Source organism: Burkholderia sp. Bp9142 (genome assembly GCF_003853415.1).
Lineage (GTDB): Bacteria > Pseudomonadota > Gammaproteobacteria > Burkholderiales > Burkholderiaceae > Burkholderia.
On record NZ_QTPP01000028.1, the window covers coordinates 71909 to 85588 of the forward strand.

General features: G+C 69.5%; 13 protein-coding genes. All 13 read right to left on the reverse strand.

Features of this window, described 5'->3' with window-relative positions; all coding sequences use genetic code 11:
• Positions 1–5: 5 nt before the first annotated feature.
• The 13 genes from DIE22_RS26455 to DIE22_RS26515 all read right to left on the reverse strand — a co-directional run bounded on the left by DIE22_RS26455 (position 6) and on the right by DIE22_RS26515 (position 13680).
• Positions 6–824, reverse strand: coding sequence for a MinD/ParA family protein (locus DIE22_RS26455; protein WP_124606455.1), 819 nt, complete (start codon positions 822–824; stop codon positions 6–8).
• On the reverse strand, positions 817–2577 hold the full coding sequence (gene flhF, locus DIE22_RS26460; RefSeq protein ID WP_124606456.1) for a flagellar biosynthesis protein FlhF: 1761 nt from the start codon (positions 2575–2577) through the stop codon (positions 817–819). The genes DIE22_RS26455 and flhF overlap by 8 nt, the downstream gene beginning before the upstream one ends.
• Positions 2574–4676 (reverse strand): flagellar biosynthesis protein FlhA, encoded by a 2103-nt coding sequence (gene flhA / locus DIE22_RS26465; RefSeq protein ID WP_124500322.1) that lies wholly within the window; start codon positions 4674–4676, stop codon positions 2574–2576. Before flhA ends, flhF begins: the two co-directional genes overlap by 4 nt.
• On the reverse strand, positions 4673–5872 hold the full coding sequence (gene flhB / locus DIE22_RS26470) for a flagellar biosynthesis protein FlhB (RefSeq protein ID WP_124500321.1): 1200 nt from the start codon (positions 5870–5872) through the stop codon (positions 4673–4675). The genes flhA and flhB overlap by 4 nt, the downstream gene beginning before the upstream one ends.
• 341 nt (positions 5873–6213) lie before the next feature.
• Positions 6214–6594, reverse strand: a complete 381-nt coding sequence (locus DIE22_RS26475; protein ID WP_124500320.1) for a DUF805 domain-containing protein — start codon at positions 6592–6594, stop codon at positions 6214–6216.
• A gap of 362 nt (positions 6595–6956) precedes the next feature.
• Positions 6957–7454 (reverse strand): VOC family protein, encoded by a 498-nt coding sequence (locus tag DIE22_RS26480; RefSeq protein ID WP_124606457.1) that lies wholly within the window; start codon positions 7452–7454, stop codon positions 6957–6959.
• A 169-nt stretch (positions 7455–7623) separates the two neighbouring features.
• The gene (locus DIE22_RS26485; RefSeq protein WP_124606458.1) at positions 7624–8877 is read right to left on the reverse strand and encodes a DUF3443 domain-containing protein; all 1254 of its coding nucleotides are present in this window, start codon (positions 8875–8877) and stop codon (positions 7624–7626) included.
• Positions 8878–8893: 16 nt separating this feature from the next.
• Complete coding sequence (locus DIE22_RS26490; RefSeq protein WP_124500317.1) at positions 8894–9397, reverse strand: DUF2844 domain-containing protein; 504 nt, start codon at positions 9395–9397, stop codon at positions 8894–8896.
• Between the two features lie 260 nt (positions 9398–9657).
• Positions 9658–10389: a protein phosphatase CheZ gene (cheZ, locus tag DIE22_RS26495; RefSeq protein ID WP_124500316.1), complete on the reverse strand. Its 732-nt coding sequence runs from the start codon at positions 10387–10389 to the stop codon at positions 9658–9660.
• 1 nt (position 10390) lies between these two features.
• Complete coding sequence (gene cheY, locus DIE22_RS26500; RefSeq protein ID WP_006754880.1) at positions 10391–10786, reverse strand: chemotaxis response regulator CheY; 396 nt, start codon at positions 10784–10786, stop codon at positions 10391–10393.
• Between the two features lie 67 nt (positions 10787–10853).
• Positions 10854–11945, reverse strand: coding sequence for a chemotaxis response regulator protein-glutamate methylesterase (locus DIE22_RS26505; protein ID WP_124500315.1), 1092 nt, complete (start codon positions 11943–11945; stop codon positions 10854–10856).
• Positions 11942–12706, reverse strand: coding sequence for a chemoreceptor glutamine deamidase CheD (gene cheD / locus DIE22_RS26510; RefSeq protein ID WP_124606459.1), 765 nt, complete (start codon positions 12704–12706; stop codon positions 11942–11944). The genes DIE22_RS26505 and cheD overlap by 4 nt, the downstream gene beginning before the upstream one ends.
• Positions 12703–13680 (reverse strand): CheR family methyltransferase, encoded by a 978-nt coding sequence (locus DIE22_RS26515; protein WP_124500313.1) that lies wholly within the window; start codon positions 13678–13680, stop codon positions 12703–12705. The genes cheD and DIE22_RS26515 overlap by 4 nt, the downstream gene beginning before the upstream one ends.

The window sequence follows — 13680 nt, forward strand, 5'->3', positions numbered from 1 at the left end:
TCCGCTCACGCGGCGTGGGCCGCACCCGCCTCGTACGACGGCTTGCCGCCCGCATGCACGGCGCGGCCCGCGCCCGAACCCGGGCGCATCGGCCAGTACAGCAGGTCGGCGGCAATCTGCCGGTAATCGCGCGCGGCGGCCGACGACGGGAACGCGTCGACCGTGGTATGCACCAGCTCGCGCGCATGCTCGACGAGCGGATCGGCGCTCACGCAGCCGGCGTCGGCGATCGACACCGTCAGGTAGCGGCTCGCGACGCCCGCGAGGTTGTCGAATGCAGTCCTGGCGTCGGCGTGGCTGCCGACGTGATTGGTCAGCACGCGGAACTGCGCGACCGCGTGCGCGAAATGCAGGCGCTTCATGCACGCATACGCCTCGGTGATCGCCTGCGCGGCAACCCGCGTGACGATCAGCACGTCGTGCGCCTCGCGCGCAAGCGCGGAGAACGCGCCGTCGGCGCCGAGCTGCGCGTCGACCAGCACGATGTCGGCCTGGCCGTCGATGAAGTCGCTCAGCTGCGTGTCGCTGTAGCCGTCGCGCGCGAGCCGCGCGGCCGCGCACAGGCCGAACCCGGCGGCGACGCGCGTGCGTTCGCCGTCGCGCAGCCATGCGCCCGCAAGCGTCGCCGCGGCGCAATGCACGTCGGCGCGCTCGTCGACGACGAGCACGTCCTTGCCGAGCGCGGTCAGCGCGGCCGCGACGTTCACGACGGTGGACGTGCAGCCGACGCCCGCCGGCCCGCCCGTCACCGCGACGATGCGCGACGCGCGTCCGGCCAGCAGGCGCCGCAGCCCTTCGGCCTGGTCGATGATCCGTTTATCCAAATCGCACCTCGTGCAGCTCGGCGGTGGAACGTGCGGTCAGGGCGGACAGCAGCGTCGGCATGTCTTCGTCCTGGGGCACGAAGGGCGAGCCGTCGCGCGGCACGCAAAACGCGCTTTTCAGCAGGAATCTGGTCGACGCGACGTACAGGTTCTCCGGCACCTTCTGGCCGGTCGACACGTAGTGGACCGGCAGCTTGTAGCGGATCACCGTGTCGAGCACGCCGCCGAGGTGAGTCGCCTCGTCGAGCTTGGTCAGGATGCAGCCGGCGAGATCGGGGAACTCGGCCGCGCTGCGGTAGGCCTGGACGACCTCGTTGAGCGTGTCGCCGTGGCTCGTCGCGTTGAGCAGCAACAGGCGCTGCACCGGCGCGTTCGCGCCGTGCAGCATCGCGATCTGGTCGGACAGCGCGCGGTCGCGCTGGCTCATGCCGATCGTGTCGATCAGCACGATGTGCTTGTTGCGCAGCTCGGACAGCGCGAGCTCGAGATCGCCCGCATCCTTCACCGCGTGCACCGGCACGCCGAGGATCTTGCCGAAGATGCGCAGCTGCTCGTGGCCGCCGATCCGGTAGCTGTCGGTGGTCAGCAGCGCGACCTTGCTCGCGCCGAAGCGCATCACGCAGCGCGCGGCGAGCTTCGCGGTGGTGGTCGTCTTGCCGACGCCGGTCGGCCCCATCAGCGCGAACACGCCGCCGCGCTCCATCAGCGCGTCCTCGCTCTCGAGCACCGGCAGGTTCGCCGCGAGCACCGACTGCGCCCAGTCGGCGGCCTGCTCGAAGGTCTGCGCGCCGTTGCCGGACGGCAGGTTGTCGACCAGCATGCGCACCAGCTGCGCGGAGAAGCCGGCCGAGAACAGGTGCTTGGTCAGCGCGCCGTGCACCGGGCTGCGGCGCTGGCGGTCGTGCCACATCAGGCTGTCGAACTGCTCTTCCATCATCCCGCGCATCGCGCCGAGCTCGTGCATCACCGTGTCGTTGACGATGCTCTCGATGCGCGCCTTCACCGCGTCGGCCACCGCGGCGGCGGCATCGGCGGACAGTCGCGGGCGTTCGGCCGGCTTCTCGGCGCGCGCTTCGCTCTGGCGGACCGCGGCGGCGGCTGTGGGCGACATCCGGCGTTCGGCGTCGCGCACGATGTCGCGGGCCCAACCGGCCGGCGTCGCGGACGCGGCATCCTGCTGCGGGCGCACCGGCGCTTGCGGTGCGGCCTGCGCCGCCTGCGCGCGGGCGATCAGCGCTTCGCGCTGCTGCGTCAGGCGCTTCGCGTGCTCGACGAGCCACGGCGCGGGTTCGGACGACGCTGCCGGCGCGCCGGCAGCGGGCGCGGGCGCAACCGGCGACGGCGATGCCGCGTCCGTTGCGTGCGCGTCGGCATCGAAGGCGGCCGCTTCCGCCGCCGGTGCCGTCGCTTCGGCGCTTGCGCCGAACACCGACGAGAACACGTCCGGCAGCCCGCCGTCGCCTGCCGCATACGGATTGACGGCCGGGCGCGCGAGCGCGGCGCCCGGGCGCGACACGATGCCCGGGACGGCCGCGGCCGGCACGGATTCCGGTGCGCGCGACGCGTGGGTGCGCGCTCGGGCGGCGGCCGGCGGCGTGACCGCGGCGAGATCCGAGTCGGCGAGTGCGACGATTTCGACGCTGCCGTCATCGAGCGTGCGGTTCGACAGCACGACGGCGTCGGCGCCCAGTGCCTCTCGCACGAGGCGAAGCGCGTCGCGGCTGGTCGCGCCGGTGAATTTGCGAATGTTCAAGCGGAACCCCCGATGACGTTAACGACTTTGATCGTGCGCGTGTCCGGCACTTCGGCATACGACAGCACTTTCAGTTGCGGCAGGCTGCGGCGCAGGAAGCGCGCGAGCATCGCGCGCAGCGCGTGCTGCACCAGCAGCACGGGCGGCAGCCCGAGATTCTGTTGACGCAGCATCGCCTGTTGCGTGCCGGTCAGAAGGTTGTGCGCGAGGCCGGGCTCGAGGCCCGGGTTCGCGCCGGTGGCGAGCGCCTGCGACAGCACGCGCTCGAGATTCGAATCGAGGCCCATCACCTGCATCTCGCCCGCGCCCGGATACCACTGCTGCGTGATCGCGCGGCCGAGCGACAGCCGCACCGCGGCGGTGATTTCATACGCGTCGCCGCGGCCCGCGTGTTCGGACACGGCCTCGAGGATCGTGCGCATGTCGCGGATCGGCACGCCTTCCTCGAGCAGGTTCTGCAGCACCTTCTGCAGCGTGGTGAGCGAGATCGTCTTCGGCACGAGGTCCTCGACGAGCGACGGCGCATCCTTGCCGGTGCGCTCGACGAGCGCCTGCACTTCCTGGCGGCCGAGCAGTTCGGCCGCGTGCTGGACGACCAGATGGTTCAGGTGCGTCGCGACGACGGTGCTCGCGTCGACCACCGTGTAGCCGTACACCTGCGCCTGCTCGCGCATCGCGACGTCGATCCACACGGCCGGCAGCCCGAACGCCGGGTCCTGCGTCGCGGCGCCCGGCAGCGCGGCCGTCACCTGGCCCGGGTTGATCGCGAGCCACTGGCCCGGGAACACTTCGCCCGCGCCGATCTCGACGCCCTTCAGCGCGATCCGGTACGCGTTCGGCCGCAGCTCGAGGTTGTCGCGGATGTGGATCACCGGCGGCAGGAAGCCGATTTCCTGCGCGAATTTCTTGCGGATGCTCTTGATGCGCTTGAGCAGTTCGCCGTCGCTGTTCTTGTCGACGAGCGGAATCAGCCGGTAGCCGACTTCGAGGCCGAGCGGGTCGATCAGCTGCACGTCGTCCCAGGTCGCCTCGTGGCTGTCGCCCGGCAGCGCGGCGGGCGGCGCGATCTCGGTCACGTCGCCGGCCGCCACACGGGCCGCCGCGCGGCGGGTCTGCGTGCGGGCCAGCCAGATCGCGCCGCCGCCGAGCGCGAGGAACGCGAAGTGCGGCATGCCCGGGATCAGCCCCATCAGCACGATGATCGCGCCGGTGATGGTCAGCACGCGCGGGTTCGTGAACAGCTGCCCGGTGATCTGCGTGCCGATGTCCTCGTCGGTCGCGACGCGCGACACGATCACGCCGGCCGCCGTCGAGATCACGAGCGACGGGATCTGCGCGACGAGGCCGTCGCCGATCGTCAGCAGCGTGTAGTTGGTGCCGGCCGCCGCGAAGCTCATGTCGTGCTGCACCATCCCGACGATCAGCCCGCCGATCACGTTGATCGCCATGATGATCAGGCCCGCGATCGCGTCGCCGCGCACGAACTTCGACGCACCGTCCATCGACCCGTAGAACTCGGCTTCCTGCGACACGGCCAGGCGGCGCTTGCGTGCCTGCTCCTCGTTGATGAGGCCCGCGTTCAGGTCGGCGTCGATCGCCATCTGCTTGCCGGGCATCGCATCGAGCGTGAAGCGCGCGGACACTTCGGCGATCCGCCCCGCGCCCTTCGTGATCACCATGAAGTTGATGATCATGAGGATCACGAACACGATGATGCCGACCGCGAAGTTGCCGCCGACGAGGAAGTGGCCGAACGCCTCGATCACCTGGCCGGCGGCGTCCGGCCCGGTGTGGCCCTCGAGCAGCACGACGCGCGTCGACGCGACGTTCAGCGACAGGCGCAGGAGCGTCGAGAACAGCAGCACGCTCGGGAACGCCGCGAAGTCGAGCGGCTTCATCGTGTACATGCTGACGAGCAGCACCATCACCGACAGCGCGATGTTGAACGTGAACAGCAGATCCAGCAGCAGCGGCGGCAGCGGCAGGATCATCATCCCCAGGATCATGCAGATGAGGATCGGGCCCGCGAGCGCGCGCAGGTTGGTGCCGGCGAACGGGTTCGCCCGCTTGGCGAACAGGCCGGTGGTGGGGGTGCTCATGCCGCGTTTCCTTGCTTGCCGAGCGTGTCTTCGGCTTCTTCACGCTCGTCGTCGGCCGATACCGACGACCCCTTGTCGAGTTCGGCCGGCACGTCGAGATCGACCGGCGCGGCCGGGAAGGCGCCGCCTTCCGAGCGGAAGCGCCGCAGCTGGTAGACCCATGCGAGCACCTCGGCGACGGCCGAGTACAGCGAGCCGGGAATCTCGCGTTCGAGTTCGACGTTGTGATACAGCGCACGCGCGAGCGGCGGCGCCTCGAGCAGCGGCACGTTGTGCTCGGCCGCGAGTTCGCGGATGCGCGCGGCGACGAGGTTCACGCCCTTCGCGACCACCTTCGGCGCGCGCATCTCGCCGTCCGTGTACTGCAGCGCGACGGCGAAGTGCGTCGGGTTCGTGACGACCACGTCGGCCTTCGGCACGGCGGCCATCATCCGGCGCCGCGCGATCGCGCGCTGCTGCTGGCGGATGCGGCCCTTCACGTGCGGATCGCCTTCGTTCTCGCGATGCTCGCGCTTCACTTCTTCCTTCGTCATGCGCAACTTCTTGTTGTACTGCCAAATTTGGTAAGGCACATCGAGCGCGGCGACCACCAGCATCCCGGCGACCGTCGTGCCGCAGCACACGGCGACCAGATGCATCGCATCGGCGAGCGCCGAACCGAGCGGCTGGGTCGCGAGACCGAGCAGTTCGTCCTTGCTGCGCCAGATCGCGATCCCGCCGATCCCGCCGACGACCAGCGTCTTCGCGAGCGACATCCCGAGCTGGATCGGCCCCTGGATCGAGAACATCCGGCCGAGGCCCGAAATCGGGTTCAGGCGGTCGAACTTCAGCTCGAAGGTCTTCTGCGAGATCAGCCAGCCGCCGAGCGCCATCGGCGCGAGCAGCGCGGCGAGGCCGGTGAGCGCGAGGATCGGCAGCAGCGCGGCGAGACCTTCGACGCTCGCGCTGCCGGCCGCCGACAGCATCCGGTGCGTGTCGAACGCGGTCGCGCGGTCGAACGCGAACGCGCCGCGCAGCATGGCCTGGAGATGGGCGCCCGACGGACCCGCGAGCAGCCATGCGCCGTAGAAACCGGCCGCGAGCAGCGCGAACGAAGCCAGCTCGCGCGAACGCGCGACCTGCCCCTCCTCGCGCGCCTTCTCGCGGCGCCTGGGAGTGGCGGCTTCGGTTCTGTCGAGATCGCTCTCGTCTGCCACGGGGCCTCCAGTCGGGTACGGCGAAATGCCGCTTTCCAGTGACACCGATTATTCATGCGCACGTCAAACGCCGATCGGTCGAGCAAAGCCGGGAAAGGGGGGTATTTCGGGGAATCGGGCAAGCCGGGGCGGCGCGAGGCGGCAGGCTGGGGGCGACACGCGGGGAGGCGGTGAACGACGCGCTCGCGGGCAGGCGCGGTGAAGCGGGTGAAGCGGGTGAAGCGGATGAAGCGGATGAGGTGGATGAGGTGGATGGGGCGGTGAAGCGGGGAATCGATGCAGCCGTGAAGCGGTCGTCGGCCCGCCCCGACGCGACGGCCGCGCGTCGGGGCGGGCGGCGCTCAGATCGCCGGAATCGGATCCGAGCCGTAGCGGTTCGGTCCGCTGGTGCCGCGCGAGCACATCCACACCAGCAGCAGGATCCCGCCGACGAGCGGAATGAACGCGATCAGCAGGAACCAGCCCGAGCGGCCCGTGTCGTGCAGTCGTCGGACGGTGACCGCGAGGCTCGGCAGCACCAGGGCGAGCGACACGACCAGTGCGACGATCGCCAGCAGCAGCGAAATCGCGCCGGTTTCGCGGCCGACGGCGGCGAGCACCTGGCACGCGATCGACACGACGCCGGTGAGCAGCGCGAAATACCAGTATTCGGCTCGGCGCGCGCGGCCTTCGAATTTCGCATACTGGTTGAATACGGAACGAATGGCTTCGGTGAAATTCATCTTATTACCCTCCTGTCTTAATTCGGCGACCCCGGAAACAACGCGGGCATTATAAGTTTGAATTTCGGCGCATTGCATCTCTTTTCGCGCAGCGCTCGCCACCGCGCCGCATTGGCGGAAGCGCCGGCGCGGCCGCCGCGGCGGCGCACCGTCTCGCCGATTGGCATGTCACGTCATTTTTATAATCTCGACGCCCTGGCATAAATGACAGCCAGATAATCCACGGCTTGATTACACCAGCATGAAACGAATCGCGACCGATAATCAAATCGATTGTTCACCGGCCGATTTACCGGCCGGTCGGGAATCGCTTCGGGCGCGCGTGCACATGTCGGAAACGGCGCCTGCGGCAGGCGTTCGCGCTAGCCGGCCGCCGCCTGCTCCAGCACGCTCAGATCGAGCTTCTTCATCCTGATCACCTGCGCCATCACGCGCTCGGCGCGTGCCGGGTCGCCCGCCATCAGTTCGGGCATCTGCACGGGCACCACCTGCCAGGACACGCCAAAGCGGTCGCGCAGCCAGCCGCACTGCTGCGCGCGCTCGTCGCCGCCTTCGGCCAGGGCTGCCCAGTAGCGGTCGATCTCGGGCTGGTCGCGGCAGTTGACGACGAACGACACGGCCGGCGTGAGCGGAAACGCCGGGCCGCCGTTCAGCGCGAGAAACGCCTGCCCGTCCAGCTCGAACGACACCGTCATCACCGCGCCCTCGGCCTGCCCGGACGCCTGCGCGCCGAACTTGCCGTAGCGGGCGACGTGCAGGATGCGCGCGTCGTCGAACACCGACACGTAGAAGCGGGCGGCCGCCTCGGCGTCCTGGTCGAACCACAGAAACGGCGTGATGCGTTGGATTCGCTGGCTCATGGCGCTGTCTCCTCGAGGTCGTGCCGGCACCGGCGCCGGTCTTATATCGTAGGCGCTGTGCCGGCGCGGCGCGGCCGCCCGGTACGTAGTCGGCCCGCTGCCCTGCCGGACGCATAAAAAAAAGGGGGCGATCGCTCGCCCCCTTCTTGCTGCCGCCGTTCGTGCGTGGTCAGAACGCGACGTAAGGCTGCGCGCCGCCGCTCGCCGTCTTGTCCATCCCGAAGTAGATCGTCTTGCCGTAGAAGTGCGGCAGACCGAGATCGAGCCAGCCGTCTGCGCCGAACGGGCCGGCGATGTCGTTGAACGCGAACGTCGACGCGTTCGCGAACAGCGTGTCGGCGTTCGCGACGGGCATCGACACGCCGCCCGTCGTACCGTTCTTGCCGGTCAGCGTCGCCGTATAGGTGGTCGTCGACGACGGACAGTAGAACTGCGTGTTGGTCGAGCAGGTCTTCTGCGCCGAATCGTTGAAGAAGTACGCGTTCGAGCCCGTATCGAAGAACGCGGTCACGCTGCCGCCGAGGAACGTCGCGTTCACGTCGCCCGTCGTCGTCGACGTCAGCACCGTCGACGCCCCAAGCGCATTGTTGCTCTGCGTGCCGATCCCGAACGTCAGCAGGCCCGTCGCGCTGCCCTGCCCGCTGTTCGAGATGGTCGGCATCTGCACGATCACGCCGTTGTTGTCGGTCGCGAAGTGATGGACCGGGTTGGCCACCTGCTGCGCCACCGGCACCAGCGTCACCGTGCAGCTCGAGTTGCCGTTCGGGCACGCGTAGTAGTTGTTGGACGTCGCCGACGTCGACGTCGCGCAGGCCGTGCCGCAGTCGAGCGGCGCCGGCCCGATGCCGAGGATGCCGTTCGCGCCGAGGTCGCTTGCCGTGTTGGCCGACGTCCTGGCGCCGTTGTTCGAGCATGAACTCGGCACGTTGGTCGTGCCGAGATCGCCGATGATCTGTACCGGCAGCGAACCCGCCTGCTCGGTGCCGATCGACAGGTCGACGGTACGCACCGAGCCCCATGTGAAGCTCGACACGAACTTGCCGCACTCGGCGACCGGCGCGCCGCCGCTCGTCGTCTGCGGCAGGTTGTTCAACACGCCCGACGACAGCGCACTGCTGACCAGCCGCAACCCGTACGACGCGGTGTCGACCAGCACGTTGTTGACCACCTGGCAGTTCGACGTGCCCGGCGCGCAGATCTTCACGTTGACGGTCGGGATGTTGATCACGTGCGCGACGCCGGTGCCGACCGTGATCACGGCCGTGTTCGCGGTATTGCCGTCCGATACATTGGAGCCGCCGCCATTGCCGCCGCTGCCGCCGTTGTTGTCATCGCCGCCGCCGCAGGCGGTCACGAGCATGGCCGTCGCGGCCGCGACACTCAGCAGGCCGAGCCAGCGCTTGAAGGTACGAGGAATTCTCAAGATCGCTCTCCCGCTGTCACTGGATGTCGGTGCCGGACAGGCCGGCAGGCAGCGCCGCCGGCAGCCACGCCTGGCCCGCGAAGGCGCCCATGTGGCCGCCCGTGCGGATCACGAGGCCGCTCGTATCGACGGACACGGGCGCGCGCCAGCCGCGCGCCGCATGCGCGGCCTGGACGCCGGCGGTGTACTGCGGGAAATAGCTGCCGAGCAGCGACTCGAGGTCCGGCATGCTCGGCCCGCGCCAGGCGAGGCCGAACACGGTGCCGGCCGCGGTCGTGTATTCGTGGATGACGGTGCCCGATCCGAGCGTGATCTCGCGGACGGTGTAGGCGGCCGCGTTCGCCTGCGCGCCGTCGGCCGAGCGCATCGCGCGCTGCATCGCACGCACGGTGGCGGCGCGATCGTCCGCCGGCGGCGACATCGGCGCGCCGCCCAGTTCGGCGTGTGCGTGGACGCTCCACAGCACACCCATCGCGGCCGTCGCGTGCGCGGCGGCCCAGCCCAAGCGTTTCAGCTTCACGTTCCCCCCCAAAGGGACTGGTTTCGTTGCCGGGGGTGCCGCCATCAGGCGCGGCGCCGCGGGCCGACGAATCAAAGTCTCAAGAATGACGCTTCGTTGCTGCTGATGCGTAGTATGCCTGCGGAGCGTGTTGGAGTGTCAAATCGTCGCGGCATGACGTGCGGCGACGCCCGCTCGCGGCGGGCGCGGGGGAACCGGCGAAAACCCTACGCACCGGGCCGCTCCGCGACACGGAGCGGCGCCGACGCGAGGTGCCGGGGTCAGAAGCCGAGGCTCGCGAGCAGGTCGTCGACCTGCGCCTGGTCCTGCACGACGTCGGACTTGCCTTCCGGCGCGATCTGCGGCCCGTTCAGCAGCGACTCGGGGCTGCCGGTCGCGCTGATCTGCTCGGCCGCGAGCGCGGCCGCGGTCGCCGCGAACTGCTCGCGCCGCTCGGGCGCGATGTTCTCGACGAGCACGGTGAGCAGTTGCTGCTCGATCAGGTAGACCATGTCCATGATCTTCTTGATCACCTGGCCGGTCAGGTCCTGGAAATCCTGCGCGAGCATGATCTCGAGCAGTTGCGCGCTGGTCGCGGACGCGGCTTCGGGCAGCGCGCGCAGGAACGTGCGCGTGTCGTCCATCAGCTCGCGCACGTCCGCGTGCTCGATCGGCGCCGCATACCACTGCGCCCAGCGCGCGTCGAGCGCCTCGGCCTCGTTCTGGACGCGCTCCTGCACCGGCTTCGCGATCTCGATCGCATTCAGCACGCGCTCGGCCGCCTGCTCGGTCATCGTCGCGACGTAGCGCAGCCGGTCGCGCGCATCGGGCACGGCTTCCGCCGCGCGCTCGACATGCTTGTCGAGCCCGAGCTCGCGCATCGAATCGCGCAGCGTGCGCGTGACGTGGCCGATGCGTGCGAGGATCCGGTCGCTCGCGTAATCGGCGCCTTCCGCGTGGCCGTCGGCGTTGACCGCCGCGCCGGCAAGCGCCGCATGGATCGGCTCGTTCACGTCAGCTCCCGGCCTTGGCCATCTTGTCGATGATCTTGTTCAGCTTCTCGTCCAGCGTCGCGGCCGTGAACGGCTTCACGACGTAGCCGCTCGCGCCCGCCTGCGCGGCCGCGATGATGTTCTCCTTCTTCGACTCGGCCGTGACCATCAGCACCGGCAGGTGCGTGAGCGTCGCGTCCGCGCGGATTTCCTTCAGCATCGCGAGGCCGTCGAGGTTCGGCATGTTCCAGTCGGAGATCACGAAGTCGAAACCGCCGCCGCGCAGCCGTGCGAGGCCGGCCGCACCGTCCTCGGCTTCGTCGACGTTCGTGTAGCCCAGTTCCTTGAGCAGGTTGCGGACGATCCGACGCATCGTCGGGAAATCGTCCACCACCAGGATTTTCATGCTCTTGTCCATCGTCGTTCCTTTGCAGATTCGTTACCGTCGGGGCGCGCGGCATCGCACGTGCCCCGTGACATTTCATTCAGACGCGCTGCACGCGGTCACCCATCGTCGCCAGTCGCGCCATCACGCGCCGGCTCATCTCGGAAAGCGGCGCGATCTCGTCCGCGCCGCCGAGCGCGATCGCCTCGCGCGGCATCCCGAACACGATGCAGCTCGCCTCGTCCTGCGCGAACGTGTGGGCGCCCGCGCGCTTCATGTCCAGCAGGCCGGCCGCGCCGTCGCGCCCCATCCCCGTGAGGATCACGCCGATCGCGTTCTTGCCCGCGTGCTGCGCCGCCGAGCGGAACAGCACGTCGACCGACGGCCGGTGACGGTTCACCGGCGGCTCGTCGGACAGCTGCGCGATGTAGTTCGCGCCGCTGCGCGCGAGCAGCAGGTGCGCATGGCCCGGCGCGATGTACGCATGGCCCGGCAGCACGCGCTCGCCGTGCTCGGCTTCCTTCACCGCGATCCGGCACAGGCCGTTCAGCCGCTGCGCGAAGGACTTCGTGAAGCCCGGCGGCATGTGCTGCGCGATCAGCACCGCCGGCGCATCCGGCGGCAGCGGCGTCAGCACCTCGCGGATCGCCTCGGTGCCGCCCGTCGATGCGCCGATGATGATCAGCTTCTCGGTACTGACGAGCGGGTTGTTGACCAGCGGCGCGGCCGGCTGGCCGCTCGCCGTGCGCGCGGCGGCCTGCGGCTGCGGCGCCTGGCGCACGCGCGCGCGCGATGCCGCGCGGATCTTGTCCGCGAGCTTTTCCGCATAGTCGAGCATGCCGTCGCGAATCCCGACGCGCGGCTTCGTGACGAAATCCACCGCGCCGAGTTCGAGCGCGCGCAGCGTGATCTCGGAGCCGCGCTCGGTCAGCGACGACACCATCACGACCGGCATCGGCCGCAGGCGCATCAGCTTCTCGAGGAAGTCGAGCCCGTCCATGCGCGGCATTTCGACGTCCAGCGTCAGGACGTCCGGGTTGTGCTGCTTGATGAGATCGCGTGCGACGAGCGGATCGGGCGCGGTCGCGCACACCGTCATGTCGGGCTGGCTGTTGATGATCTCCGTCATCAGGCTGCGGATCAGCGCCGAGTCGTCGACGCACAACACTTTGATCTTCTGCACTGCGGTCATGCCTCCTGCTTTCTCGAAAGGTTGGCCGCATACGGGCTGCCGGCGCTCGGGCTGCTGGTCTTCGCGTTCGTCGCCGGCGCGCCTGCGCCGCCGCGTGCGCCGAACAGCTCGATGCGCGGCCGCGCCGGCGGCGGCGGCGCGGCCGGCCGCTTCGCCGCGAACAGCTCGACGTGCGCGCGCGGCCGGACGGCCCGCGCGCGTTCGGCCTCGCGCGCCAGCGCGGCTTCGCGCTCGGTCACGCCCGGCACCTGCAGCCGCAGCTTCTTCACCATCGCGCGGCCGGTGCGCGGCATGAACGCGACCTTGCGCGGGTGCACGCCCTGCAGATCCTCCGCGGTGATGCGGATGCGTTCGAGCGCGAGGTAGCGGCGCACGAAATCCGCGTTGCGATCGCCGATGTTGATCGTCGTCATCCCGGCCAGCACGGCCGCGCCGCCGAACACCTTCGCCTCGATCCGCTCGCGGCGCCCGCCGGCCTTGATCAGTTCGTTGATCAGCACTTCCATCGCGTACGCGCCGTAGCGCATCGACTCCGACGCGGCCGCGCCGGCATCGGCGCCGTCGTCGGGCAGCATGAAGTGATTCATCCCGCCGATGCCCGCGAACGGGTCGTGCAGGCACGCGGCGACGCACGAGCCGAGCACGGTCATCAGCACCATGTCCTCGGACGTCGTGTAGAACTCGTTCGGCAGCAGCTTCACGCCGGGGCGTTCGAAGTGGTTGTCGAAGTAGCGATTGGTCGCGATCGGCAGGCCGCTCATCCGCGCTCTCCGTATGCGAGCGCGGCACGCGCGTGGGCGCGCGGCGGCACCGCCGCGGCCGGCGCCGCGCCGCGCGGGCGCGAGCCCGGCGCGGCATCGCGCGTCAGTTCGTAGACCGTCTGCCCGCGCAGCCGGAACGCCTGCGTGACGTAGGTGAAATTCTCCGAATGCCCGGCGAACAGCAGCCCGCCCGGCTTCACGAGCGGCTCGAAGCGCGACAGCACCTGCCCCTGCGTCGGCTTGTCGAAATAGATCATCACGTTGCGGCAGAAGATCGCGTCGAACGGCTTCGCGATCCCGTAGTCGGCATCGGTCAGGTTCAGCTGCTCGAAGCGGATCATCGCGCGCAGTTCCGGGCGCACCTTCACACGGCCGGCCTGCGCGCCGGTGCCCTTCAGGAAGAAGCGCTTGAGCCGCTCCGGGCTCAGGTGCTTGACCTGGTCGTACGTATAGATGCCGGCCTCGGCCTTCGCGAGCACCTGCGTGTCCAGGTCGGTCGCGAGGATCGATGCGCCGCGCGCGGCCGATTCGCCGAGCGCCTCGATCAGCGTGATCGCGATCGAGTAAGGCTCCTCGCCGGTCGACGCCGCCGAGCACCACACCGATACCGGTGCCGGCCGCGCCTTCACGAAGTCGGCGAGGATCGGGAAATGGTGCGACTCGCGGAAGAACGCGGTCAGGTTCGTCGTCAGCGCGTTGGTGAACGCCTCCCACTCGAGCGGATCGTCCTCCTGCTCGAGCAGGTCGAGGTAGTCGCGGAACGTGTCGAGGCCGCGTGCGCGCAGCCGGCGTGCCAGCCGGCTGTACGCCATGTCGCGCTTGTGCTCGGACAGCGAGATGCCCGCGCGTTGATGGATCAGCGCGCGGATGCGTGCGAAATCCGCGCCGGTGAACGCGAAGTCGCGCCCCGGCTCGCCCGCGCGGGGCGAGGTATCCGGTGCATCGGGTCGAAACGGTGCGCGCGCGGACGGCAT